23 protein-coding genes and 2 tRNA genes are annotated in these 23,891 nt (G+C 69.9%); 17 read left to right on the forward strand and 8 right to left on the reverse strand.

The window, feature by feature from the left end; genetic code table 11:
* Window positions 1-14: 14 nt before the first annotated feature.
* The 9 genes from gnd to gvpU all read left to right on the forward strand — a co-directional run bounded on the left by gnd (window position 15) and on the right by gvpU (window position 10,666).
* Window positions 15-911 (forward strand): phosphogluconate dehydrogenase (NAD(+)-dependent, decarboxylating), encoded by an 897-nt coding sequence (gene gnd, locus SACAZDRAFT_RS13435; protein WP_005442550.1) that lies wholly within the window; start codon window positions 15-17, stop codon window positions 909-911.
* Window positions 912-2,081 carry a DNA replication/repair protein RecF gene (gene recF / locus SACAZDRAFT_RS13440; protein ID WP_005442551.1) on the forward strand — a complete coding sequence of 390 codons (1,170 nt, stop codon included), beginning with the start codon at window positions 912-914 and terminating at the stop codon, window positions 2,079-2,081. It abuts the gene before it with no gap.
* A gap of 112 nt (window positions 2,082-2,193) precedes the next feature.
* A complete protein-coding gene (locus SACAZDRAFT_RS13445; protein ID WP_005442552.1) occupies window positions 2,194-2,820 on the forward strand; it encodes a DciA family protein in 627 nt (208 codons plus the stop codon).
* A gap of 286 nt (window positions 2,821-3,106) precedes the next feature.
* Window positions 3,107-5,074, forward strand: coding sequence for a DNA topoisomerase (ATP-hydrolyzing) subunit B (gene gyrB / locus SACAZDRAFT_RS13450; protein WP_005442553.1), 1,968 nt, complete (start codon window positions 3,107-3,109; stop codon window positions 5,072-5,074).
* Between the two features lie 55 nt (window positions 5,075-5,129).
* Window positions 5,130-7,679: a DNA gyrase subunit A gene (gyrA, locus tag SACAZDRAFT_RS13455; RefSeq protein ID WP_005442560.1), complete on the forward strand. Its 2,550-nt coding sequence runs from the start codon at window positions 5,130-5,132 to the stop codon at window positions 7,677-7,679.
* A 33-nt stretch (window positions 7,680-7,712) separates the two neighbouring features.
* Window positions 7,713-8,423 (forward strand): DUF3566 domain-containing protein, encoded by a 711-nt coding sequence (locus SACAZDRAFT_RS13460; RefSeq protein ID WP_005442566.1) that lies wholly within the window; start codon window positions 7,713-7,715, stop codon window positions 8,421-8,423.
* 49 nt (window positions 8,424-8,472) lie between these two features.
* Window positions 8,473-8,546, forward strand: a tRNA-Ile gene (locus SACAZDRAFT_RS13465).
* 391 nt (window positions 8,547-8,937) lie between these two features.
* Window positions 8,938-10,110 carry a calcium:proton antiporter gene (locus SACAZDRAFT_RS13470; RefSeq protein WP_232286270.1) on the forward strand — a complete coding sequence of 391 codons (1,173 nt, stop codon included), beginning with the start codon at window positions 8,938-8,940 and terminating at the stop codon, window positions 10,108-10,110.
* A 139-nt stretch (window positions 10,111-10,249) separates the two neighbouring features.
* On the forward strand, window positions 10,250-10,666 hold the full coding sequence (gene gvpU / locus SACAZDRAFT_RS13475) for a gas vesicle accessory protein GvpU (protein ID WP_005442568.1): 417 nt from the start codon (window positions 10,250-10,252) through the stop codon (window positions 10,664-10,666).
* Window positions 10,667-10,721: 55 nt separating this feature from the next.
* On the opposite strand, the gene SACAZDRAFT_RS13480 is transcribed toward gvpU, so the two are convergent.
* Complete coding sequence (locus SACAZDRAFT_RS13480) at window positions 10,722-10,955, reverse strand: CsbD family protein (protein ID WP_005442569.1); 234 nt, start codon at window positions 10,953-10,955, stop codon at window positions 10,722-10,724.
* Between the two features lie 132 nt (window positions 10,956-11,087).
* Between SACAZDRAFT_RS13480 and SACAZDRAFT_RS13485 the strand changes: the two genes are divergently transcribed.
* The 5 genes from SACAZDRAFT_RS13485 to SACAZDRAFT_RS13505 all read left to right on the forward strand — a co-directional run bounded on the left by SACAZDRAFT_RS13485 (window position 11,088) and on the right by SACAZDRAFT_RS13505 (window position 13,860).
* Window positions 11,088-11,279 carry a DLW-39 family protein gene (locus tag SACAZDRAFT_RS13485; protein WP_005442570.1) on the forward strand — a complete coding sequence of 64 codons (192 nt, stop codon included), beginning with the start codon at window positions 11,088-11,090 and terminating at the stop codon, window positions 11,277-11,279.
* Window positions 11,280-11,313: 34 nt separating this feature from the next.
* Window positions 11,314-11,386: transfer RNA gene (locus SACAZDRAFT_RS13490), tRNA-Ala, on the forward strand.
* 137 nt (window positions 11,387-11,523) lie between these two features.
* The gene (locus tag SACAZDRAFT_RS13495) at window positions 11,524-11,778 is read left to right on the forward strand and encodes a hypothetical protein (RefSeq protein WP_005442571.1); all 255 of its coding nucleotides are present in this window, start codon (window positions 11,524-11,526) and stop codon (window positions 11,776-11,778) included.
* The gene (locus SACAZDRAFT_RS13500) at window positions 11,775-12,953 is read left to right on the forward strand and encodes a cupin domain-containing protein (protein WP_040927763.1); all 1,179 of its coding nucleotides are present in this window, start codon (window positions 11,775-11,777) and stop codon (window positions 12,951-12,953) included. Before SACAZDRAFT_RS13495 ends, SACAZDRAFT_RS13500 begins: the two co-directional genes overlap by 4 nt.
* Window positions 12,954-12,981: 28 nt before the next feature.
* Window positions 12,982-13,860 carry a sucrase ferredoxin gene (locus SACAZDRAFT_RS13505; protein WP_005442575.1) on the forward strand — a complete coding sequence of 293 codons (879 nt, stop codon included), beginning with the start codon at window positions 12,982-12,984 and terminating at the stop codon, window positions 13,858-13,860.
* Between the two features lie 19 nt (window positions 13,861-13,879).
* Here SACAZDRAFT_RS13505 and SACAZDRAFT_RS13510 read toward each other — a convergent pair whose 3' ends face one another.
* The 6 genes from SACAZDRAFT_RS13510 to SACAZDRAFT_RS13535 form a co-directional block, all read right to left on the reverse strand.
* Window positions 13,880-14,848 carry a sugar kinase gene (locus SACAZDRAFT_RS13510; protein ID WP_005442577.1) on the reverse strand — a complete coding sequence of 323 codons (969 nt, stop codon included), beginning with the start codon at window positions 14,846-14,848 and terminating at the stop codon, window positions 13,880-13,882.
* On the reverse strand, window positions 14,845-15,501 hold the full coding sequence (locus SACAZDRAFT_RS13515; protein WP_005442579.1) for a bifunctional 4-hydroxy-2-oxoglutarate aldolase/2-dehydro-3-deoxy-phosphogluconate aldolase: 657 nt from the start codon (window positions 15,499-15,501) through the stop codon (window positions 14,845-14,847). The genes SACAZDRAFT_RS13510 and SACAZDRAFT_RS13515 overlap by 4 nt, the downstream gene beginning before the upstream one ends.
* 16 nt (window positions 15,502-15,517) lie before the next feature.
* Complete coding sequence (gene manD, locus SACAZDRAFT_RS13520; protein WP_005442581.1) at window positions 15,518-16,762, reverse strand: D-mannonate dehydratase ManD; 1,245 nt, start codon at window positions 16,760-16,762, stop codon at window positions 15,518-15,520.
* Between the two features lie 52 nt (window positions 16,763-16,814).
* Window positions 16,815-18,215: an MFS transporter gene (locus SACAZDRAFT_RS13525; protein WP_005442583.1), complete on the reverse strand. Its 1,401-nt coding sequence runs from the start codon at window positions 18,213-18,215 to the stop codon at window positions 16,815-16,817.
* Window positions 18,216-18,279: 64 nt separating this feature from the next.
* Window positions 18,280-19,293: an L-idonate 5-dehydrogenase gene (locus SACAZDRAFT_RS13530; RefSeq protein WP_005442585.1), complete on the reverse strand. Its 1,014-nt coding sequence runs from the start codon at window positions 19,291-19,293 to the stop codon at window positions 18,280-18,282.
* 20 nt (window positions 19,294-19,313) lie between these two features.
* Entirely contained in the window at window positions 19,314-20,789 is a 1,476-nt protein-coding gene (locus SACAZDRAFT_RS13535; protein WP_005442587.1) for a mannitol dehydrogenase family protein, read from the reverse strand.
* A 136-nt stretch (window positions 20,790-20,925) separates the two neighbouring features.
* On the opposite strand from SACAZDRAFT_RS13535, the gene SACAZDRAFT_RS13540 reads away from it, so the two are divergent.
* The 3 genes from SACAZDRAFT_RS13540 (at window position 20,926) to SACAZDRAFT_RS13550 (ending at window position 23,394) form a co-directional block, all read left to right on the forward strand.
* Entirely contained in the window at window positions 20,926-21,717 is a 792-nt protein-coding gene (locus tag SACAZDRAFT_RS13540; RefSeq protein WP_005442589.1) for an IclR family transcriptional regulator, read from the forward strand.
* A 118-nt stretch (window positions 21,718-21,835) separates the two neighbouring features.
* Window positions 21,836-22,243 (forward strand): YciI family protein, encoded by a 408-nt coding sequence (locus SACAZDRAFT_RS13545; protein ID WP_005442591.1) that lies wholly within the window; start codon window positions 21,836-21,838, stop codon window positions 22,241-22,243.
* A complete protein-coding gene (locus tag SACAZDRAFT_RS13550) occupies window positions 22,240-23,394 on the forward strand; it encodes an RNA polymerase sigma factor (RefSeq protein ID WP_005442592.1) in 1,155 nt (384 codons plus the stop codon). The genes SACAZDRAFT_RS13545 and SACAZDRAFT_RS13550 overlap by 4 nt, the downstream gene beginning before the upstream one ends.
* Before the next feature lie 32 nt (window positions 23,395-23,426).
* Here the strand turns inward: SACAZDRAFT_RS13550 and SACAZDRAFT_RS13555 are convergent, their stop codons facing one another.
* Window positions 23,427-23,879, reverse strand: a complete 453-nt coding sequence (locus SACAZDRAFT_RS13555; RefSeq protein WP_005442593.1) for an iron chaperone — start codon at window positions 23,877-23,879, stop codon at window positions 23,427-23,429.
* Window positions 23,880-23,891: the final 12 nt, after the last annotated feature.

Here is a 23,891-nt window from a genome sequence, read left to right on the forward strand (position 1 = left end):
AGGGGAGTATGCGAATGGCACAGCTTGGACTCGTCGGTCTGGGCAAGATGGGCTTCAACATGCGGGAACGCCTTCGGGCGGCCGGCCACGACGTGGTCGGTTACGACCGCAACACCGAGGTCGGCGACGTCGCGTCGCTGCAGGAGCTGGCCTCGGCACTGTCGGCCCCTCGCATCGTGTGGGTCATGGTGCCCGCGGGGGAACCGACCCGGCAGACGATCGCCGAGCTCGCGGACCTGCTCGACGAGGGCGACCTGGTGATCGACGGTGGCAACTCCCGCTACACCGACGACGCCCACAACGCCGAGCTCCTCGGCCGCCACGGGATCGGTTACCTCGACGTCGGTGTCTCGGGCGGCGTCTGGGGCAAGGACAACGGGTACGGCCTGATGGTCGGCGGCTCGGAGGCCGACGTCGAGCGCGCGATGCCGTTCTTCGACGCGCTGCGGCCCGAGGGCCCGCGCGAGGAGAGCTTCGCGCACGCGGGCGGGGTCGGTGCCGGGCACTACGCGAAGATGGTGCACAACGGCATCGAGTACGGGCTGATGCAGGCGTACGCCGAGGGCTTCGAGCTGCTCGACGCCTCGAAGGTGGTGCAGAACGTGCCCGCCGTCGTCAAGGCGTGGCAGCGCGGCACCGTGGTGCGGTCGTGGCTGCTGGAGCTGCTGGTCCGCGCGCTGGACGAGGACCCGGAGCTCGACGACCTCGAAGGCTACGTCGAGGACTCCGGTGAGGGTCGCTGGACGCTGGAGGAAGCGGTGAACAACGCCGTGCCCGCGCCGGTGATCTCGGCGGCCCTGTTCGCACGGTTCTCCTCGCGCCAGGAGGACTCGGCGGCCATGCGTGCGGTGGCCGCGCTTCGGGAACAGTTCGGTGGACACGCCGTCAAGACGAAGAAGGTATCCGGATAGGTGTACCTGCGGCACCTCCAGGTGACCGACTTCCGGTCGTGGGAGCACGTCGATCTCCCGCTCGACCAGGGCCCCACGGTGTTGGTGGGGCCGAACGGGCGGGGTAAGACGAACCTGCTCGAAGCCATCGGCTACGTGGCCACGCTCGGATCGCACCGGGTCTCCACCGACGCACCTCTGGTCCGGCACGGGTGCGACCGGGCACTGGTTCGTGCGGCGGTGGTGAACGAGGGCCGCGAACTGACCGTGGAGCTGGAGATCGCGCCGGGGCGCGCGAACCGTGCGCGGGTCAATCGCGGCGCGGTCGGCAGGCCGAGGGACGTCCTCGGCATCCTGCGCACCGTGCTGTTCTCTCCGGAGGACCTGTCGCTCGTGCGAGGCGATCCGTCCGAGCGTCGGCGGTTCCTCGACGAGCTGCTCGTGCTGCGAGCGCCTCGGTACGCGGGTGTGCGGTCCGACTACGACCGGGTCCTGCGGCAACGGAACGCGCTGTTGAAGACCGTGGGCAGGTCGGCGGCGCGCCGGGGCCGCCGGGAGGAGGATCCGTACGCGCTGTCGACCCTGCAGGTGTGGGACGACCACCTGGCGGAGGCCGGTGCCGAACTGCTGGCCGCGCGTCTCAACCTGGTGGCCGACCTGGCTCCGTTCGTGGCGTCGGCCTACGCGGACGTCGCACCCGACTCCCGCCCGGCGTTGATCTCGTACAGGTCCAGCCTGGGGGAGGCGCTTCCCGAGGGCAGCGGTGTCCCGGAGGGCCCGCGGGTCACGGCCGAGCAGATGTCGGAGATCCTGTTGCGTGCGCTCCACGAGTCGCGGGACGCGGAGTTGGAGCGCGGGGTGAGTCTCGTGGGGCCGCACCGGGACGATCTCGACCTGGTACTGGGGCAGATGCCCGCGAAGGGCTACGCGAGCCACGGTGAGTCGTGGTCGTTCGCGCTCGCGCTGCGCCTGGCGTCGTATCAGTTGTTGCGCGACGAGGCGGGTGGAGAGCCGGTGCTGCTGCTCGACGACGTGTTCGCCGAGCTCGACTCGCGGAGGCGGGCGCGGCTGGCCGACGTGGCGGCGAAGGCGGAACAGGTGCTGGTGACCGCGGCCGTCGAAGGGGACGTCCCCGCTGAACTCGATGGCGCGCGGTACCACGTTTCCGAGGGCGAGGTGACTCGTGGCTAGGCGACCCACCCCGCACGATGTGACGGCCGACACCGAAGTTACCCACCGATCTGGGGATAACTCTGTGGATAGTGTGGATAACTCGGGTAGCGCGCTACCACACGGGGGGCCGGTGAGCGCGCGCGGGGGGAAACGGAGTCCAGAGCGTAACAGCGCCGCCGGGGTCGAGAATGCCGGGGGCCCGGCCGACTCGACGCGCTCCGGAGCGGGGCAGCCGCAGGGGCGCGACCTCGCCCGCGCCGCCCTGGCCGCGGCGAAGGAGCGCGCCGCGGCACGCGGAACCGAACCCGGAGTCCGCCGGCCCGGGTCGACGAAATCGGGCGTCCGCGCGCTGCCGGGACAGAACCCGCGGCGACGCCGCTGGTCGGGACCGGGCGCCGACGAGCGGGACCCGCAACCCTTCGGACGTCTGGTGTCGCGGATGTCGACCCAGCTCGGGTGGACCGACCGGCTCGCGAACGGGCGGGTGTTCGGGCAGTGGTCGGCGTTGGTGGGCGCCGAGGTCGCCGAACACGCCCAACCGGTGTCGCTGAACAACGGTGAGCTGACCGTGCGGGCCAGCTCCACGGCATGGGCCACGCAGTTGCGCTTGCTGCAACGTCAGCTCCTGGCAAGAATCGCAGCGGGCGTCGGACACGGAGTGGTCACGACGATGCGGATTCAGGGGCCGACCGCGCCGAGTTGGCGCAAGGGGCCACGGCACATCCCGGGAAGGGGACCTCGTGACACCTACGGTTGAGGCGGGGAGCGGGGCGGCGCCCGACCCCGTCGGCGACCGTTCGCGTAACGCAGTCTGAATTCGCGCGGGCCGGGTCGATGCCGATGGTGCACGAGGCCGGACTCGCACCAGGCCGATTTCGCGGCTCTGTGACGCAGCCAGGGGTGTCCTTGGTGCCTGTGAGCGCGACTGGCCAAGTAAACTTGTGAAGGCAAGCCGGATTGGTGCCGGAACGCGTGTCAGCTTCAAGCCCGACGTGGGACCGGTGTCACAGTGTCCTGTGGGCGAGACGAGGAGAAGTCAACCGGTGGCAGCAGCGAAGAACAGCGAATACAGTGCGTCCTCCATCACAGTGCTCGAGGGCTTGGAGGCGGTCCGCAAGCGCCCCGGTATGTACATCGGTTCGACCGGTGAACGTGGCCTGCACCATCTCATCCAGGAAGTCGTGGACAACTCCGTCGACGAGGCGATGGCCGGGTACGCGTCGCGCGTCGAGGTCACGTTGCTCGCCGACGGCGGTGTCCGGGTCGTGGACGACGGCCGGGGCATCCCGGTCGACATCCACCCGGTGCACGGCAAGCCCACGGTGGAGATCGTGCTGACCCAGCTGCACGCGGGCGGCAAGTTCGACAGCGAGTCGTACGCGGTGTCCGGTGGTCTGCACGGCGTCGGCGTCTCCGTGGTGAACGCGCTGTCCACCGCGCTCGACGTCGAGGTGCACCGTGATGGTCGGATCTGGGTCCAGCACTACGAGAAGTCGGTGCCCGGAGACCTGATCGACAAGGGGCCCACCGAACGGACGGGTACGAGCGTCACCTTCTGGGCCGACCCGGACATCTTCGAGACCACGGAGTACAGCGCCGAGACGGTGGCCCGCCGGCTGCAGGAGATGGCCTTCCTCAACAAGGGCCTCACCATCGTGCTGCGCGACGAGCGGGTCGCCGACGAGGCGGACGAGGACGCCACCGGGGAGCGCGCCGGCATCAAGGAGCGCACCTACTACTACCCGGGTGGTCTGCAGGACTTCGTGGCGTACATCAACGCCTCGAAGGACCCGATCCATCCGAGCGTCATCGGCTTCGAGCAGAAGGGCGAGGGGCTCGAGGTCGAGGTGGCGATGCAGTGGAACAGCAGCTTCACGCCGTCGGTCTACACCTTCGCCAACACGATCAACACGCACGAGGGCGGGACACACGAGGAGGGCTTCCGCGCCGCGCTGACCCGGGTGGTCAACGCCTATGCGCGCGACAAGAAGCTCCTCAAGGAGAAGGACGCCAACCTGACCGGTGACGACGTGCGCGAGGGACTCGCGGCGATCGTCTCGATCAAGCTGGCCGAGCCGCAGTTCGAGGGGCAGACGAAGACCAAGCTCGGCAACAGCGAGGCGCGTTCGTTCGTGCAGACCACCTGCAACGAGTGGTTGGCCGACTGGTTCGAGCGCAACCCCGCCGAAGCGAAGATCATCATCAACAAGGCCGTGTCGAGCTCGCAGGCGCGCCTGGCTGCCCGCAAGGCACGCGACCTCGTGCGCCGCAAGGGCGCGATGGACATCGGCGGTCTGCCCGGCAAGTTGAAGGACTGCCGTTCGCGCGACCCGGAGGAGTGCGAGCTCTACATCGTCGAGGGTGACTCGGCCGGTGGTTCGGCGAAGGAGGGCCGCGACTCGCGGTACCAGGCGATCCTGCCGATCCGAGGCAAGATCATCAACGTCGAGAAGGCCCGCATCGACCGGGTGCTGAAGAACCAGGAGGTCCAGTCGCTGATCACGGCGCTGGGCACCGGCATTCACGACGACTTCGACATCTCGAAGCTGCGGTACCACAAGGTCGTGCTCATGGCCGACGCCGACGTCGACGGCCAGCACATCCGCACGCTGCTGCTCACGTTGCTGTTCCGGTTCATGCGTCCACTCATCGAGCAGGGCCACGTCTACCTCGCCCAGCCGCCGCTCTACAAGATCAAGTGGCCGCGTTCCGAACCGGAGTACGCCTACAGCGACCGCGAGCGTGACGGACTGCTTCGGGCGGGCGCCGAAGCCGGGCGGAAGTTGCCCAAGGACGACGGCATCCAGCGGTACAAGGGGCTCGGCGAGATGAACGCCGAGGAGTTGTGGGAGACCACGATGGACCCCGAGAACCGCGTGTTGCTGCAGGTCAGCCTCGACGACGCGGCGACGGCCGACGAGCTCTTCTCCGTGCTGATGGGCGAGGACGTCGAAGCACGGCGTTCGTTCATCACCCGCAACGCCAAGGGCGTGCGGTTCCTGGACGTCTGACGACGGTGATCCGGCCCGTACCAGACGTTCGACCGTGTGAAAGGAACATCCAGCCGTGACCGAAACTCTGCCGCCGAGCCCCCACGGACGCATCGAGCCGGTGGACATCCAGCAGGAGATGCAGAACTCGTACATCAATTACGCGATGAGCGTGATCGTGTCGCGAGCTCTGCCGGACGTGCGGGACGGCCTCAAGCCGGTGCACCGCCGTGTCCTCTACTCGATGTACGACTCGGGTTTCCGGCCCGAGCGTGGGTACAACAAGTGCTCCCGTGTCGTCGGCGACGTGATGGGCAACTATCACCCGCACGGTGACTCGGCGATCTACGACGCCCTGGTGCGCCTCGCCCAGCGGTGGTCGATGCGGTATCCGCTGATCGACGGCCAGGGCAACTTCGGCTCGCCCGGCAACGACCCGGCGGCCGCCATGCGGTACACCGAGTCGCGCCTCGCCCCGCTCGCGATGGAGATGCTGCGGGACATCGAGGAAGACACGGTCGACTTTTCCGACAACTACGACGGGCGCACCCGGGAGCCCGACGTCCTGCCCAGCCGGATCCCGAACCTGCTGGTCAACGGCGGTTCGGGCATCGCGGTCGGCATGGCGACCAACATCCCGCCGCACAACCTGCGCGAGGTCGCCGACGGTGTGTTCTGGGCGCTGGACAACCCGGAGGCGAACGACGAGGAGTTGCTGGCGGCCCTGATGCAGCGCATCAAGGGACCGGACTTCCCGACGAGTGGTCTGATCCTCGGTACTCAGGGCATCTCCGACGCCTACCGCACGGGTCGTGGTTCGATCCGCATGCGGGCCGTGGTGGAGGTCGAGGAAGACGCCAAGGGGCGCACCACCCTCGTGGTCACCGAGCTGCCGTACCAGGTGAACCCGGACAACCTCGTCGAGAACATCGCGATGCTGGCCCGCGACGGCAAGATCACCGGCATTGCCGACATCGCCGACGAGACCAACAGCCGCAGCGGCATGCGCATCGTGATCACGCTCAAGCGTGACGCGGTGGCGAAGGTCGTGCTGAACAACCTCTACAAGCACACCCAGCTGCAGTACAACTTCGGCGTCAACATGCTGGCGCTGGTGGACGGCGTGCCGAGGACGTTGCGCCTCGACCAGATGGTGCGCCACTACGTCAACCACCAGATCGACGTCATCGTGCGCCGGACGCGGTACCGGTTGCGCAAGGCCGAGGAACGCGCTCACATCCTGCGTGGTCTGGTGCGCGCACTCGACCAGCTCGACGCGGTGATCGCCCTCATCCGCCGGTCGCCGAGCGTCGACGAGGCGCGGACCGGACTGATGGAGCTGCTGTCCGTCGACGAGGTGCAGGCCACCGCGATCCTCGACATGCAGCTGCGTCGCCTGGCCGCCCTGGAACGGCAGAAGATCATCGACGAGCTCGCCGACATCGAGGCGAAGATCGCCGACCTGCAGGACGTCCTCGCCCGGCCCGAGCGGCAGCGCGCCATCGTGCGTGCCGAGCTGGAGGAGATCGTCGACAAGTACGGCGACGACCGCCGCACGCAGATCATTCCCTACGACGGCGACGTGTCCATGGAGGACCTCATCGCCGAAGAGGACGTCGTCGTCACGATCACGCGCACCGGCTACGCCAAGCGCACCAAGACCGACCTGTACCGCTCGCAGAAGCGCGGCGGCAAGGGCGTGCAGGGGGCGACGCTCAAGCAGGACGACATCGTCGAGCACTTCTTCGTGTGCTCGACGCATGACTGGGTGCTGTTCTTCACCAACAAGGGCCGCGTCTACCGGGCGAAGGCGTACGACCTGCCGGAGGCCAACCGCAACGCGCGCGGCCAGCACGTGGCGAACCTCCTGGCGTTCCAGCCGGAGGAGCACATCGCCAGCGTGATCCAGATTCCGGACTACGAGGTGGCGCCGTACCTGATCCTCGGAACGAAGAAGGGTCTGGTGAAGAAGTCGAGGTTGGCCGACTTCGACTCGCCGCGTTCGGGTGGGCTTATCGGCATCAACCTGCGTGAGGGCGACGAGCTCGTCGGCGCGGTGCTCGCCTCGGCGGAGGACGACCTGCTGCTGGTCTCCTCCGACGGGCAGTCCATCCGGTTCCACGCGAGCGACGAGACGCTGCGCCCGATGGGCAGGGCGACCTCCGGCGTGTTGGGCATGCGGTTCAACAACGGCGGCGAACTGCTGAGCATCAACGTCGTCAAGGAAGGCACGTTCCTGCTGGTCGCCACCCAGGGCGGCTACTCGAAGCGCACCCCCATCGAGGACTACCCGGTGCAGGGTCGCGGTGGTAAGGGCGTGCTCACCATTCAGCACGACGAAAAACGTGGCAGGCTTGTGACGGCGCTCATCGTCGACGGCGACGACGAGTTGTACGCGATCACGTCGAGCGGCGGGGTGATCAGGACGCCCGCGGTGCAGGTGCGTCAGGCCGGACGGCAGACGAAGGGCGTGCGGCTGATCAACCTCGGTGAGGGGGACACCCTGCTGGCGGTGGCGCGCAACGCGGACCGGCCGTCGGACGTCCCCGAAGTGGAGGAGCCGGAGGCCACCGACGCGAACGCCGAGGGCGACGCCGTGCCGGACACCGACACGGAGCGACAGTAGTAGCTCGTGACAGACGTAAGGGACTGACCGGTTGTGACACCACCTGACAACACCGAACAGCGCGGCTCCGGTGGGACCGACACCAGTACGGGGGACGTTCCACCGTGGCAGCGAGTCGCCAGGGACGGGACGACGGAATCGTCCGACGGTGACGGCGGCGCCACGCAGTGGCTACCGAGTCAGTCGAACCAGGAGGGTGTCAGTCCACCTCCGGCGGCACCGACTCAGCCGAGCGGTGCCGCGGAGCCCGCGTTCGCGCCCGCGGGTGCGAACGCGGGGCTGTTCGCCCAGAGCACCGACCGCGACGCCGGCCAGGCGCCGGGCGGTGCAGGGTCGGGTTCGCTGCGGTCGGGGAGTGCGTTCCGCAGGCCGGGCAGAGGGCCGAGAAGGGCGAACCTGCAGGTCAAGCGGATCGACCCGTGGTCGGTGCTCAAGCTGTCGCTGGTGCTCGGCGTGGCGTTGTTCTTCGTCTGGCTCGTGGCCGTCGGTGTGCTGTACATGGTGCTCGACGGCATGGGCGTGTGGGACAACATCAACGGCACCTACGACTCGCTCGTCGCCAACGACGCGGCAGCCGACGGTGACGTGCTCATCACGGCGGGCACCGTGTTCGGTGCCGCGGCCATCGTGGGCGCGGTGAACATCGTGCTGATCTCCGCGCTGACCACGGTGGCCGCGTTCGTCTACAACGTGTGCGCGGGGCTCACCGGCGGGCTGGAACTGACGTTGTCGGAACGAGAGTGACCCCTCTGCGACGGCGCTGATCGGCTTGAGGTAAGCTGGTCAGCGTTCAGGGCCCATAGCTCAGGCGGTTAGAGCGCTTCGCTGATAACGAAGAGGTCGGAGGTTCAAGTCCTCCTGGGCCCACAGTCACCCCGGTTGTGCTGATCAGCGCAACCGGGGTTTTTCGTTTCCGGCCCGGGCGGACTCGGGCCCCGACGGCGTCCGTGTACGGCACGGTAAAGACCAGCCGCTCGGACGAGCTGGGTGTCCATGTACTCGCGGATCTCCCGGCTGAGGCCGTCGCGGATGGCGAAGATCCAGCAGTAGTTGTTGTCGTAGGTGCCCATCCAGCGCCACGACACGTCGTCGGCCATCGCGTCGAACAGCGGCTGCCGGTCGGTTCCACCAGCTCCTTGTTCATGTTGGCAGCCTCTCACCACGTAGGCTGGGTCGTGCAGGTTTTCGGACGGGACGGCCCGTTCGTTCGGTCGGCGCGAGGGACGACCCTCGCGGAAGAGGACTTCGTCCTGTGCTCGTGAGTTCCGTACGTTCCGTCGTCACGCCTGTCGCGATCGTCCGGCTCGTGCTGGGATGGGGCGCGGTCGTCGGCCTGATGTTCGCCGGCCCCGCGCTCGCGCCCCCCGTGGCCGCCCCGTTGCTGGTCGGGGCTCTCGCGCTCATCATCGGCGTCATCCTGGTCTGTGCCTTCGGCGTGGTCCACGAGGCCGAACACCTCGCGCGCCGCCTCGGCGACCCCTACGGATCCCTGGTCCTCACGTTGTCGATCGTGCTGATCGAGGTGATCCTCATTTCCGCCGTCATGCTGGGGCCGGGCGAGCACAGCACCATCGCCCGCGACTCCGTCATGGCCGTGTCGATGATCATTCTCAACGCCGTGGTCGGCCTCTGCCTGCTGGTGGGCGGGCTCAGGCACGGCGGTATGAGCCACAACCGCACCGGCACCTCGACCTACCTCGCCCTGATCGTCGTGCTCTCCACGCTGGCGTTCGCGGTTCCCGCGTTCATCGGGCGCGACGGTTCGTACACGCCGGGGCAGACGGTTCCGATCATCGTGGCCGTACCCGTCCTGTATGCCTTCTTCCTCTTCCGGCAGATGGGTGTGCAGGCCGACGACTTCCGGGAGGTCGATCCGCGCCTCGCCGTCGGCACCGCCGACAGCACCGACATCGCCGATCCGGACTCACCGGGGAATGGGAGCGGACGGCCGAACATCGAGCAGGTGCTCGTCGAGCATCGCGCCGAGGTGGTGCTGCGGATCGCGCTGCTCGTGGTGACGGTGCTGCCCATCGTGTTGCTCTCCCACGACATGGCCACTCTGCTGGACGACGGTCTCGGACGGCTCGGGGCGCCGGTCGCGCTCGCGGGCGTCCTGATCGCCCTGATCGTCTTCCTGCCCGAGACGATCACGTCCGTGCGCGCCGCGCTGCAGGGTGAGATCCAGCGAGTGAGCAACCTCTGCCATGGTGCGCTGGTCTCCACGGTCGGGCTGACCATCCCCTCCGTGCTCGCCATCGGTGCCCTGACCGGGCAGACCGTGGTGTTGGCGGAGTCCCCGGCCAACCTGCTGATCCTCGCGGTGACACTGCTGCTGTCGGTGGCGACGTTCGCCGCACCGAAGGTGACGGCGGTCCACGGGGCGGCCCATCTCGTCGTCTTCTTCGTCTACTCCCTCGCCCTGTTCGCCTGAGCAACCCGGTCGGAGCGTTCGCTGTCCGTCAGAGGCGTGACGCTGCGCCGGTCGCCGTTCCGGCGGCCTCGTCGCGGGTAGGTACTACCCGGAGCCGGTCGGTGACCGGTGTGCCCGACCAGGGGCGAAGGAGGCGGGGATGGGAGCGGCTCGTTCGGATTTCCTTCTGCAGGCGTTCGTGGACGCCGCCAACCAGATGGAGGACTTCGCCATGGGGGTCACGCTGAGTGTGTCGGGCGGAATCGTCTCCGGCGATCTCGTGACGGCGCCGCGGTGGATGGAGGAAGTCGCCACGCTCGTGGAAATGGAAGGGTCGGAAGCGGCGTATCACATCGCGAACGTGTATCGAGAACAGGCGGTTCTCTACAAGAAACGCGCGGCGCAGAATCGCGGAGAAGTGCACGGCGAGGTGACCTACATTCATCTGCGCGACGCACAATGGCTCACGCAGGAGGGCCACCTCGGTCCGGAACCCGGGGTGCACTGGCGCGGGCTGCTGACCGAGGTGTCAGGGTGGGCGCTGGGGCGCCTCCCGCTGCCGAGCATGCGTTACTGAGCGTGCCCGTGTTCCACGTGGAACGACCGAGGTGGCCTGCGCAGGCCGTGCGTCCCTACTGCTGGCGACGTTCGCGTTCCTCGGCTTCGCGGGCCTCGCGCTGCGCCTGCTCGGCCTGGGTCTGCTTCTCCGCCGCCGCCTGCTGGGCGTTGCCCTTCTCGCGCTGCGCGCCCCCTTCGCGTTCCATGTCGTCGTTGCCGAGGAACGTCCCCGCGGCCTCCTTCGCGCGACCCTTCAGGTCCTCGACCGCGCCCTTGATGCCTTCTTGCTTCTCGCCGCCACCGGCCATGACAATTTCCTTCCATTCGTCCGTATCCGTTCCCGCGATCTACCCGACAGGTGGACCGCGTAAACGGGGCCGCGGCGCGGTGCAGTAACATCGCAGGTGCACGGTCAGCAGGTTGTCGAGGAGGGCTTCACCGTGAAGAAGCTGTTGGCGCTCGCGGTTGTCGCGGGCGGCGTTTTCTTCCTGATCAAGCGCAACAGGGACGCGAAGGCCGAGGCCGACCTGTGGCGCGAAGCCACCGCACCGACCGAGCGCCCGACCACCGGTGTGTCCTCGAACGGCAGCGCACCGGCGAAGGCCGGCTCGGACGCCGCGAGCAAGAACTGAAAGCTTTCCCCGCGGGTGATCCTTCCCGCGGTCCGGGGCTGTAGCTCAATTGGTAGAGCGCCGCTTTTGCAAGGCGGAGGTCAGGGGTTCGATTCCCCTCAGCTCCACAGGGTTTGACCAGCGCACCATCTCCGATTCCGGCATCTTCCCGGGCGTCGTCCCGTCGGTGTCTCCTTCGTTTCAGCCCTTCCGGCCCGGGTAGGTCGTACGAAAGTACTCGGCCTGCGAGGAGCCTGGAGGGGTAATGGAATCGGACCGTCCGTTGCGGGACGACGACATGCAGAGCGTCGGCGGAGGTGGCGCCGGGCCGCGGGGCCAGGACGCGGACAGCACCGACCGGGGTGGCGACACCGACGCGCGGGACACGGACACCGACGCCAAGGACGTGGACAGCGACGCGACCGACGCCGATGCCGACGCGACGGATGCCGACAGCGACGCCGAGGACGCCGACTCCGACGCCCAGGACGCGGACAGCACGGACACGAAGGATTCGTGAGGTCGGTCGTGCAGCCCCTGCAGCGGTGCGTCGGTGACGTTGACCGGTTCGCCGACGAGGTGTGGGGTCGGCGGGCGTGGGTTCACGGGCCGACGGCGGACGGGTTCGAGGACCTCCTGAGCCTCGACGGCGTGGACGAGCTGTTGACGCAACACTCGCTGCGCAGCCCGGCGTTCCGGCTCGTCCGGGACGGCCGCACGGTGCCGCTGTCGGACTGCACGCGCACGGCGCGGATCGGTGGCACGTCGGTGAGCGGCGTCGCGGACCCGGCGCGGGTCCTGGCCGCGGTCGAGGACGGCGCCACTCTGGTGTTGCAGGGCCTGCACCGGTACTGGCCCCCGCTGGTCGGTTTCTGCCGGGAACTGGAACTGGAGCTGGGGCACCCGTGCCAGGTCAACGCCTACGTCACGCCGCCCGGAGCGCAGGGACTGCGGCCCCATACCGATTCGCACGACGTGTTCGTGCTGCAGGCGTTCGGGTCGAAGTCGTGGCAGGTGTGGCCCGCGCCGGCCGCGGATGCCGGGGACACCGGGGCGGACGGCGTCGAGGACGTCGAGCTGCGCGCGGGTATGGCTCTCTACCTGCCGACGGGCACGCGACACGCGGCCCGCGCGCAACACGTCGTCTCGGGCCACCTCACCGTGGGGATCCATCCCACGCGGTGGCGGGACCTGATCGAGTCCGCCGTCGCGCGGGTCCTGCGGGAACCGGCGTGGGACGCGCCGCTGCCGGTGCGGTATCACCGGCAGCCGGAGTCGGTGGCCGACGAGCTCCGGCGACAGCTCAAACAGGTGGGCGCGCAGCTCATGGCAGCCGACCCGGTCGAGCCGGTGGGCGAACGCGTCGAGCGTTTCCTCACGACCCGGCCGCCGGTGTTGCGTGGTGGGCTGCACGACCGTCTCCGGTTGTCCACGCTGGACGACACCACGCGGGTGCGTCGACGGGCGGGTTCGGTGTGTGAGCTGCGGGCCGGTGACGCCGGGGTCCTGCGCGTGCTGCTCGGTGACCGGGAGCTGCGGGTCCCGGACCGGCTCGAACCGGCGATGCGAGAGATCGCCGCCGCGCGGGGCACGGTCACGGTGGGCGACCTCGCCGGCGGGCTCGATGAGACCAGCCGCCTCGTTCTCGTGCGGCGCCTCGTGCGGGAGGGCCTGCTCGAGGTCGTGGATGCGTAGACCGCCGTTCCGATGCCGGGCGCGCAGCATGGATCTGCACGAGTCGCTGCACGGCACCGCGTCCACCGTGCGCAGGTGGTTGCTGCTCGAGGAGCCCGGTCCGTGGGGACCGGAGGCGGTGCGGGACAACCGTCTGGATCCGGCGCTCATGGCCCGGATCCGTGAGGTGGCGCGGCCGCTGCGGATGCGCGTGGTGCTGATTCGTCGAGTGCTGCGCCGCAGGGGAGCGAGCCCGGAGCGCCGACGCTGTCTGCTGGCGTGGACCGCGCCCGAGGACGGCTGGGTCGAGGAGGCGGTGCTCGACGGTCCCGAGCAGGTGCTGGATCTGGACCTGGAGGCGTTCGCGCGCGGGCGCTCGCCGGGGTTGCGACAGGTCGACCACCCGCTCTACCTGGTCTGTACCCACGGCTCCCACGACCCGTGCTGCGCGGAACACGGTCGGCCGGTGGCGCGGGCTCTGGCGGACGGTCTTCCGCAGCAGACGTGGGAGGTCTCGCACATCGGCGGGGACAGGTTCGCCGCCAACCTGCTGGTCCTTCCCCAGGGGCTCTACTACGGGCGCGTGCCCGCGGATGCCGCCGTGTCCCTGGCTCGCACGCACGAGCGCGGGGAGGTCGAGGTGCCGTACTTCCGAGGGCGCACGACCTACGGTTTCGGGGTGCAGGCCGCGGAGTGTCTGCTGCGCGGGCAGACGGGCATCCGCGGGATCGACGACCTGCCGCTGCGGTCGTCGCGCAGCGAGGGCGACGAGACCGTTGCGGTGTTCGCGGCGCCTCAGGGCGGTTCCTACCACGTGCGGGTCCGCACCACGGCCGCCTCCGACGACCGGGCGCTCACGTGTCACGCGCAACGCGAATCCGCTCCGCCGCAGCACGAACTCGTGGACTGGCACCTCGCCTCGGACTGACCCGTGCTCTGGGGATCGTTCAGCGCTGGACCGGGTCCCCTCCGCTGGCGAGGAACGCGTCGAGTTCGTCGGGCGTGGGCGCGGCCTCCCAGTCACCGGGCATCGTGCACAGCACCGCCCCGCAGGCGTTCGCGCGGCGGAGTTTCTCCTCGACGCTCCAGCCCTGGACGTCGCCGCTGAGGTAACCCGCCACGAACGCGTCTCCGGCGCCGACGGTGTCGACCACCTCGATGCGATGTCCAGGCGCGTGGACGACGGAGTCGCCGGCGTGGGTCGACGCACCGTCGGCTCCCCGCTTCACCACGATTTCGCGCGTGCCGGCGGGATCGAGCGCCGCGACCAGCGCGTCGACCTCGGGTTCGTCCGCGGCACCGCCGGGGGCCACGTGCGCGAGTTCCTCGGGGGAGCCGAACACGAGGTCCGCCTCCGCGGCGAGTTCGCCGAGCACCTCCGAGGCGACGTGCGCGGGAGCGAGCGTAGAGCGGTAGTTCACGTCGAAGCTCACGCGCACCCCGGCCGCCCGCGCCCGCCGCACCACGCACAGACACGCCTCGCGCGCGGACTCCGACAGCAGCGGGGTGATGCCCGTGAGATGCACGAGCGCGACGCTCTCGACGAGGCCCGGGGGCACGTCGTCCGCCGTCAGTCGGGACCCGGCGGACCCGGCGCGGTAGTAGTACACCCGCGCGGTGCCCGGTCCCGTGAGTTCCTTGAGCATGAGTCCCGTCGCCGCGCCGGGATCGACGGGCGCCAGCACGTCGACGCCCTCACCGCGGATCTCGCGCACGACGCGCCGGCCCAGCGAGTCGTCGCCGACCCGGCCGATCCAGGTGACCGGCACACCGAGGCGGCTCAGGCCGACGGCGACGTTGGTCTCCGCGCCGCCGATGCCCACGGACATCTCGGAGACGTGGGCGAGCGACCCGATGCGTCCTCCGGTGAGCAGGCCCATCGTCTCGCCGAGGGTGAGGACCCGGGGAGCCGTCATCGTGCTCCGCTCTCCGCGCACACCTCGACGAATCGTCGTGCTCGCTGCGCGAGACCATCGAGGTCAGCGAGGCCACCACGTGAGAGCGCGTCCCCGAGCAGCGGGCCGCCGACGCTCACCGCCGCCGCCCCGGCGGACAGCCAGGAGCGCGCCGCGTCGAGGTCCACGCCTCCGGACGGGATGACGGCGAGGTCGGGGAACGGGCCGCGGAGATCGTCGAGGTAGCCCGTGTCCACCTGTCGAGCCGGGAACAGCTTCACCGCGCACACCCCGCGGTTCCACGTGGAGTGCAGCTCGGTCGGCGTGAGCCCGCCGGGGACGACGGCGATGCCGCGGTCGAGGGCGCGATCGACGACCGTGAGGTCGGCGGCCGGCGTGACGAGGTAGTGGGCTCCTCCGTCGACGGCGGTGTCGACCTGTTCCGGCCGCGTCACGGTGCCGATCCCGATGTCGGCGCTCGCCCCGTACCGTTCGACGAGCCCGGGCAGGGCGGCGAACGTGCCGGGAGTGGTGAGGGTGAGTTCGACACTCCGTACACCCGCCTCGACCAGGGTGTCGACGACCGGCACGTAGTCCTCCGCGCGCTCACCCCGGAGGACCACGACGAGGCGTGAGGCGGCGGTCCGCCCCGGCAGGGCCTGGCGCTGGCTCATTCTGTGCGTCCTCCCCTCACCAGTCGTGCACGGTGCCGTCGAGCAGGCGGTTCACCGGGAGGTAGGCGGCGGTGTAGGGGTGGTGCGCGGCGAGGTCCTCGTCGAGTTCCGCACCGAGACCCGGGGTGTCGCCGGGGTGGAGGAACCCGCGGTCGAACGTGTACGAGGTGCGGAACACCTCGAGGGTGAGGTCGCTGTGCGGCATGTACTCCTGGATGCCGAAGTTGTGGATCGCCAGGTCCAGGTGCAACGCCGCCGCCATGCCGATCGGCGAGACGTCGGTGGGGCCGTGGATGCCCGAACGGATGCCGTAGATGCCGGCGAAGTCGAGCAGCTTCTTCATCCCCGTGACACCGCCGGTGTGCGTGGGCGCCGAACGCACGTAGTCGATGAGCCGTTCGGTGACGAGCGTCTGGTAGTCGTACACCGAGTTGAAGACCTCGCCCGTGGCCAGCGGCGTGGTGCTGTGCTGCCGGATGAGCCGGAACGCCTCCTGGTCCTCGCCGGGGGTGGCGTCCTCCAACCAGAAGAGGTCGTACGGTTCGAGGGACTTCGCCAGGCGGGCCGCCTCGATCGGGGACAGGCGGTGGTGGCTGTCGTGCAGCAACCGCAGCTCGGGCCCGAACTCCTCCCGCACCTTCTCGAAGATCGACGGAATGTGCCGCAGGTACGCGGGCGTGTCCCAGTCCTCCTCCACGGGGCGGGTGGCGGCACTGCCGTCGGCGGCCCGGTGCGCGGGTTCGTAGTCGTACTTCTCCCCGGGCTTCGCCGTCGCCGACACGCCGTAGACGGCGTCGAGCCCGGGGACACCCGTCTGGATCCGGACCGCGGTGTAGCCCTGCTCCACGTACGCGCGGATCGCCTGGGACAGCGCGGCGTAGTCGTTGCCGGAGGCGTGCGCGTAGACGCGGAGCTTCTCGCGGCTCGCCCCGCCGAGCAGCTGGTACAGCGGGACGCCCGCCTTCTTCGCCTTGATGTCCCACAGCGCCATGTCGACGGCGGAGATCGCGGCCATCGTCACGGGACCGCGCCGCCAGTAGGCGCCCCGGTACAGGTACTGCCACGTGTCCTCGATGCGGTCCTCGTCCCGGCCGACGAGGGTGGTCGCGAGGTGGTCCCGCAGGTACGACGCGACGGCGAGTTCGCGCCCGTTGAGGGTCGCGTCGCCCCACCCGACGACACCGTCGGAGGTGACGATCTTGAGGGTGACGAAGTTGCGTCCGGGACTCGTGACGATGACGTCGACGGTCGAGATGCTCACGGTGGTCGCTTCCTTCCGAGGCGGGCGGGGGGAACGGCGGTGTCGGCGCGGGTCAGACCGCGTTGCGCGGGTCCCTGAGGTCACGCCCGGCGACCTCAGGCATGAGGAACGTCGCGATGAGCGGGCAGACCGTGAAGATGCCGAGCATGATCGCGATCGGGATCCACGAGCCGGTGGTCGCGGCGACCCAGGCGGCCACCACGACGGGACCGAGCCCCGTGGCGATCATCGCGGCGATCTCGCGGACGACGCCGGTGGCGGTGTAGCGGTGGCGGGACCCGAAGAGCTCGGGCAGCGTGAGGTTCTCCAGCGAGGCGAGCGCCATCACCGACACGTTGTGCATGACGATGTAGCCGACGAACACCTGCGGCACGTCCGCTCCGGCGATCGCCATCATCGTCGGCACGATGAGGACGAGCGAGATCACGCTCATGATCCGGTACATGCGGCGGCGGCCGAACCGGTCGCCGAGCGCACCGACGATCGGCACCGTGAGGAACGCGCACAGCGAGGAGACGATCACGACGTTCGTGCCCACCGAGGGCGACATCGCGAGCGTGACGGTGATGAACGAGACCATGTAGGTCTGCAGGATTCCCGAGTTGCCTGCCTGGCCGAAGCGCAGCAGGAACGCCGGAACGAACGCGCGCCACTTGTTCTGTTCGAGCGCCTCCAGCATCCGGGTGTCGTTCTCTCGCTCCGCCTTCGCCCGGATCTCCTCCGTCGTGAGCGCCACGCCGTCGTCGACGTGGGCGCTCTCCTCGAACACGGGGCTCTCCTTGAGCCGGAAGCGCACCCATACGGCGAACAGCAGGATCACGGCGCTGCCGAGGAACGGAATCCGCCAGCCCCAGGAGAGGAGCTGTTCCTCGGACAGGGTGGCGACGAGGACGCCCCAGATCGCCGAGGCTCCGAGCGTGCCGCAGTTCGTGCCGAGCGCGACGAGCGAGGCGATGATGCCGCGCCGTTTCGTCGGGGCGTACTCGGCGAGCATGACACCGGCGCCGGAGATCTCCGCCCCGGCTCCGAAGCCCTGCACGAGGCGAAGTGCCACCAGGAGGATCGGGGCGAGGATGCCGATGTCGTGGGCGGTCGGCAGGGCACCGATCAGTGTCGTGGCGGCGCCCATGAGGGCGATCGTGATGAAGAGGACCTTCGTGCGGCCCACCCGGTCGCCGAGGCGTCCGAAGTACCACGCACCGGCGGGGCGCGCGATGTAGCCGACCGCGTACGTCGCCATCGCGGAGACGACCGCGAGCGCCGGGCTCTCGCCGACGAAGAAGAGCTGGCCGAAGACGAGTCCGGCCGCGAGGGAGTAGAGCTGGAAGTCCATGAACTCCAGCGCGGTGCCGAGCCAGCCGGACATCGCGGCCCGGGTGAGGTCACCGGTGCTGCGCTGGGCGGGGCCGTCCTTCGGGGCACCCGTCTCGGACAGCGGTGCAGAAGTGGACATCGTTGTTCCTTCTTCGGACAGCGGCACCCTCGTCGGTGCCGTGGGATCGGGGAGGGGGCGGGGGTCAGAACTCGATGAGAACCTTGCTGGATGACGCGGAGTCCCTCGCGGTCTCGAACGCCGTCACGGCCTCGGTCGCGGGGAGGACGTGCGTGACGACCTGCGAGATCGAGGGGTTGGCCGCGAGCAGGTCCACCGCTTCGTCGATCTCCGTGGAGAAGCGGAACGTGCCGCGCAGCTGCACCTCCTTCGACACGAGCGGCGCGAGGTTCACGCCGATCGTCGTGTCGGCGAGCATCCCCACCTGCACGACGACGCCCGCGTGCGCTGCCGAGGCGATCGCCTGGGTCAGCGACGCCGGTGCCGCCGAGCACTCGAACACGACGGGGTACGCCGTCGTCGGGATCTCGTCGGTTCCGACGAGGAAGGCCTCGTGGGCGCCGAGTGCGCGGGCTCGGGCGAGAGCGGACTCCTGGATGTCGCCCACGGCCACGTGCTCGACGCCTCGGGCGGTGAGTGCCGCGACGACGAGGAGGCCGATGGGCCCGGCACCGAGAACGAGGGCGCGGTCACCGAGGTCTCCGGCGCCGTCGCGCGCGACCGTGAGGGCGTGCAGCGCCACGCCGAGGGGCTCGGCCAGTGCCGCGTCCCGCAACGACAGCCCGTCGGGCAGCCCGCGGAGCATGTGCTTCTCGACGACGACGTACTCGGCCGCGGCGCCCTGGCGGTGGGGCAGGTTCGCGGCGCTGCCGAGGTAGTCGCCCCCGGGCCACAGGTGGGGCCGGTCCGCGATCCGCTCCACCGGGGTCCCGTAGCGCGCGGGGTGCACCGTCACCGGAGTCCCGGGCGCCCACTCTTCGCTCGGGTCGGCCTCGACGGTCGCGGAGAGCTCGTGTCCCGGCGTGAAGGGCTCGCGCACGAGGTTCTCGCCGTTCTTGCCGTGGAAGTAGTAGTGCAGGTCCGAGCCGCAGATGCCCACGTAACGCACCCGCAGCAGCACCTCGCCCTCGCCGGGTTCGGGCATGGCGACGTCCTCGAACCGCATGTCCTCGGCACCGTGGATGAACAGGCTTCTCATCGTTGATCGACTCCAGGCGTTCAGCGGGCGGAGGCGACGTCGGCGGCCGCGGCCCGCACTCCGTCGCGCGTGATGATGGTGAGCAGGTCGGCCACCCGGGCCGTGAACTCCTCCCGCGCGGCGAGGACCTCGGGGAAGAAACCGCCGCCCACGATGCGGCGCACGTGGTCGAGCACCGTCACTGCGCCGTCGACGGCCGAGGCGAGCCGGTCGCGCGCGGGTTCGACGATGCGCTCGGAGAGTGGGTCGGGGGTGAAGCCCCTCGGCGGGGCGACGCACGCGATCCAGGCCGCCATGCACAGCGCGAGGTGGTGCGGCATGCGCCCGTCCCGGAGGTGGAAGAGCGCGGCGTCGGGGATGCGCTGGAGCAGTTTCTGGGACCCGTCGGTGCCCACCTGGGTGGTGGCGTGGCCGATGAGCGGGTTGCGCCAGCGGGCGTCGAGCTGCGCCACGTACGACTCGGCGTCGAATCCGGTGGGCGGGGTGAACGACGGGAGGTAGTCGTCGGTGATCCCGCCGAGCACCGCCTCCCGCACGAAGTCCTGGCCCCACGCCACGTCGATCGTCGGCGCGCCGGAGAGGATGCCGAGGTAGGCGATGAGCGAGTGCGAGCCGTTGAGCAGCCGCAGCTTCACCATCTCGTAGGCCTCAAGCTCGTCGGAGAAGGTGGCGCCCGCCAGGTCCCAGGCGGGACGGCCGCCGGCGAAGTCGTCTTCCAGAACCCACATCGTGAAGTCCTCGGCGGGAACGGGGCAGCGGTCCTGCACGCCGAGCAGTTCCGCGACGAGGCGCGTGTGGTCCTCGGTGGTCTTCGGCACGATCCGGTCGACCATCGCGTTGGGGAACGACACCGAGGAGGAGACGAACGCCAGGACGTCGTCGCTCACCCCGGCGGCCTGCAGGAACTTCTCGACCACGGAGCGCGTGACGCCGCCGGAGGACTGCAGGTTGTCACAGGAGAGGACGGCGAACGGCTCGCCCGAGGCGGCGCGCTTCTCCAGTCCGCGGGCGAGCATCCCGACGGTGGTCCGCGGTGTGGCGCCGGGAGCGAGGTCGGCGGCGACGTCGGGATTGTCGAGGGCCAGGCGGCCGGTCGCGGGGTCCCGGCTGTAGCCGACCTCGGAGATCGTGAGCGTGGCGATGCGGTGGGCCGGGTCGGCGAGAGCGTCGACGACGGCCTGGGGGTCGTGGACGGCGACGCCGGTGTCGCGGTGGACGTCGACGACACCCGCCTCGGTGCCGTGTTCGGTGAGCTGGAGAACCGAGTAGACGTTGTCCTGCGCCCGCATGGGGGTGACGACCCGGTCGGACGCGTGCGCGAACCCGCGGATGCCCCAGTTCCCGCCTGCGGCGGCCATGGCCTGTGCGGTGTAGACGGCACCGTGGGCGCGATGGAAGTTGCCCAGACCGAGGTGGACGATTCCCGTCCGATCCGGCGCGGATGCCCCGATGAGCGAGCCCGCGGGCACGCTCTGCCGGCCCAGTGGCTGTGTCATGACGTCCTTGTCCTTCCGCGACGCACGGGAAACGGTGTCGAGCGTTTCGAAATGCGAAACGCCTGGTTCGCATTTCAGAACACAAGCTAAGCTCAGGTTCAGCGCTACGCAAGATCGATCGAAGGACAATGGGGCCATGGAGACCGAAGCCACACCGGACACGCCGCCCGTCACCAGCCTCGATCGCGCACTCCTGGTGCTCGAGACGGTGGCGGCCGCCGGCCCCGAGGGCCTCGCGCTCGGCGAGATCGCGGCACGCACGGGCATCAACAAGGGATCGGTCCACCGGCTGCTCCGCGGTCTCGCGCACCGCGAGTACGTCACCCGCGACGGAGAAGACCGCCACTACGTCCTCGGCGAGGCGCTGCGCCGGATGGTGCGCAGCTTCGGGGCGGGAGACAACCTGCCCCTGCTGTTCCGGCCGCTCCTGCTGGAAATCTCGCGCCGCACGGAGGAACTCGTCCACCTCGGGACACTCGACGGGCGTCGCGTCGTCTACCTCGACAAGATCGAGCCGGAGCGCTCCGTCCGGGTGTGGTCGCGCGTCGGCCGTCGTGCGCACGTCGCGACCACGGCGCTCGGCCGCGCACTCGTCGCCGCGGCACCCCCGAGCGACTCGCTTCTGACCAGCTACGTCGAGGAAGCGGACCCCGACCACGCGACGCCCGCGCTCGACCGGCGGTTCCGCGACGCGGTCGACGCCGCGCGCCGCCTCGGGTGGGCGATCGAGAACCAGGAGAACGAACCCGGGATCGCCTGCGTCGGGATCGCCCTCACCTCCACCACCGCGCAGGACGTCGCGGTCAGTGTCACCGTCCCCGCCGAGCGCATGACGGCCGAACGCCTCGCCGAGGTCGGAGCGCTGCTGCGCGAACTCGCCAGCGACCTCGCACCGCAGGAGTACACGCTCGCCCCGACCACGGGCTGAGCAACCGGCACGCTCGTCGCCGAAAAAAACTCGGGCGGCACTGTCGAGGATCGGTTTTCGGCTCCGTCTCCCCGGTGAACGCGACCACAATGGGTCGTACAGCACGGAGGAGAACACCATGGCCAAGTACCTGCTGCTCAAGCACTACCGGGGCGCCCCGGCCGCGGTCAACGACGTGCCGATGGACAAGTGGACACCCGAGGAGGTCGCGGCCCACGTCCAGTACATGAACGACTTCGCGAAGCGTCTCGAAGGCACCGGTGAGTTCGTCGACGGCCAGGCGCTCGCACCCGAAGGGACGTGGGTGCGCTACGACGGCGAGGGGCGTCCGCCGGTCACCGACGGCCCGTTCGCCGAGACCAAGGACCTCATCGCCGGCTGGATGGTGATCGACGTCGACAGCTACGAGCGGGCGGTCGAGCTGGCAGGGGAGCTGTCGGCCGCGCCGGGAGCGAAGGGCGAGCCCATCCACGAGTGGCTGGAGCTGCGACCGTTCCTGACCTCGCCGCCCACGGTGACCGAGTGAATCCCTCGCTGCTGCGGGAGCTCGTGCCCGCGGTGATCGGTGTTCTCGTCCGGCGCGGAGCCGACTTCGCGTCGGCCGAGGACGCCGTGCAGGAAGCCCTGATCCGGGCGCTGGAGGTCTGGCCCGAGGACGTCCCGCGCGACCCGAAGGCGTGGCTCGTGGCGGTCGCGTGGCGCAAGTTCCTCGACGCCACCCGGGCCGAGCGTGCGCGGAAGGGGCGGGAACTCGCGGTCGGGGTCGCGCCTGCGCCCGGTCCGGCTCCCGCGGTGGACGAGGAGCTCCAGCTCTACTTCCTGTGTGCGCACCCGTCGCTGACCCCGGCGTCGGCGGTGGCGCTGACACTCCGCGCCGTCGGCGGCCTGACGACCCGCCAGATCGCCGAGGCCTACCTCGTTCCCGAGCCGACGATGGCCCAGCGCATCAGCCGGGCCAAGCGGACGGTCTCGGGTGTGCGCTTCGACCAGCCGGGCGATGTGGCCACGGTGCTGCGGGTGCTGTACCTGGTGTTCAACGAGGGCTACTCCGGTGACGTCGACCTCGCCGCCGAGGCCATCCGGCTCACCCGGCAGCTCGCGGCCGCGATCGACCACCCCGAGGTCGCGGGCCTGCTCGCCCTCATGCTGCTCCACCACGCGCGGCGGGCCGCCCGCACCGCCGCCGACGGCAGCCTGGTGCCACTGGCCGAGCAGGACCGCGGGCGGTGGGACACCGCGTTGATCGCCGAGGGCATCGGGATCCTGCAGGCCGCTCTCGCCCGCGACCGGCTGGGCGAGTTCCAGGCACAGGCGGCCGTCGCCGCCCTCCACGCCGACGCGCCCACCGCCGAGGAGACCGACTGGGTGCAGATCGTCGAGTGGTACGACGAGCTGTGCCGCCTGACCGACAGCCCGGTCGTGCGGCTCAACCGGGCGGTGGCGGTCGGCGAGGCCGACGGACCCCGCGCGGGTCTGCGCGCCCTCGCGGCGCTGGACACCTCGCTGCCCCGCTACACGGCCGTGGCGGCGTACCTCCACGAACGGGACGGCGATACAGCCAGGGCCGCGCGGCTCTACGCCGAGGCCGCCCACACGGCGTCCAACCTCGCCGAACGCGACCACCTCACCCGCCAGGCCGCCCGGCTCAACTCCCGGCGACCCGCCCACGACCTCTGACAGCCCCCGACGGCCCGGCGCCGGGGTGCCGATCAGCCGACCGCCCGCCGGACGAGCTCGGCGATGCGTTCCTCGACCTCGGGGGTCATGTTCACCAGGGCGAAGGACGTCGCCCACATGTCGCCGTCGTCGAGCTTCGCCGTGTCGTTGAAGCCGAGCGTCGCGTAGCGCACCTTGAACTTCTCCGCGTTCTGGAAGAAGCAGACGACCTTGCCGTCGAGGGCGTAGGCGGGCATCCCGTACCAGAGCTTCGGCGCGAGCGTCGGGGCGTTCTCCCTGACGATGGCGTGTACGCGCTCTGCGAGGGCACGGTCGTGGTCGGACATCGTGGCGATCTTGTCGAGCACGTCGCGTTCGGCGGCCGCCGCCTTGTCCGCTCGGGACGCGCGGCGGGCTTCCTTCTTCCGCTCCTCGGCGTGTTCCTTCATCGCGGCCCGTTCCTCGGCGGTGAACGCCTGAGAGGTGCTGCTCTTGGTGCGGCCCATGGTCGCGGCTCC

The organism is Saccharomonospora azurea NA-128, from assembly GCF_000231055.2.
Taxonomy (GTDB): Bacteria; Actinomycetota; Actinomycetes; order Mycobacteriales; family Pseudonocardiaceae; genus Saccharomonospora; species Saccharomonospora azurea.

Coding starts and splice junctions, on each gene's coding strand:
- gnd (WP_005442550.1), top strand. CDS start 15: ATGGCACAGCTTGGACTCGTCGGTCTGGGCAAGATGGGCTTCAACATG.
- gvpU (WP_005442568.1), top strand. CDS start 10,250: ATGGGAGCGGCTCGTTCGGATTTCCTTCTGCAGGCGTTCGTGGACGCC.
- SACAZDRAFT_RS13480 (WP_005442569.1), bottom strand. CDS start 10,955: ATGGCCGGTGGCGGCGAGAAGCAAGAAGGCATCAAGGGCGCGGTCGAG.
- SACAZDRAFT_RS13495 (WP_005442571.1), top strand. CDS start 11,524: ATGGAATCGGACCGTCCGTTGCGGGACGACGACATGCAGAGCGTCGGC.
- SACAZDRAFT_RS13505 (WP_005442575.1), top strand. CDS start 12,982: ATGGATCTGCACGAGTCGCTGCACGGCACCGCGTCCACCGTGCGCAGG.
- SACAZDRAFT_RS13510 (WP_005442577.1), bottom strand. CDS start 14,848: ATGACGGCTCCCCGGGTCCTCACCCTCGGCGAGACGATGGGCCTGCTC.
- SACAZDRAFT_RS13515 (WP_005442579.1), bottom strand. CDS start 15,501: ATGAGCCAGCGCCAGGCCCTGCCGGGGCGGACCGCCGCCTCACGCCTC.
- SACAZDRAFT_RS13525 (WP_005442583.1), bottom strand. CDS start 18,215: ATGTCCACTTCTGCACCGCTGTCCGAGACGGGTGCCCCGAAGGACGGC.
- SACAZDRAFT_RS13530 (WP_005442585.1), bottom strand. CDS start 19,293: ATGAGAAGCCTGTTCATCCACGGTGCCGAGGACATGCGGTTCGAGGAC.
- SACAZDRAFT_RS13535 (WP_005442587.1), bottom strand. CDS start 20,789: ATGACACAGCCACTGGGCCGGCAGAGCGTGCCCGCGGGCTCGCTCATC.
- SACAZDRAFT_RS13540 (WP_005442589.1), top strand. CDS start 20,926: ATGGAGACCGAAGCCACACCGGACACGCCGCCCGTCACCAGCCTCGAT.
- SACAZDRAFT_RS13545 (WP_005442591.1), top strand. CDS start 21,836: ATGGCCAAGTACCTGCTGCTCAAGCACTACCGGGGCGCCCCGGCCGCG.
- SACAZDRAFT_RS13555 (WP_005442593.1), bottom strand. CDS start 23,879: ATGGGCCGCACCAAGAGCAGCACCTCTCAGGCGTTCACCGCCGAGGAA.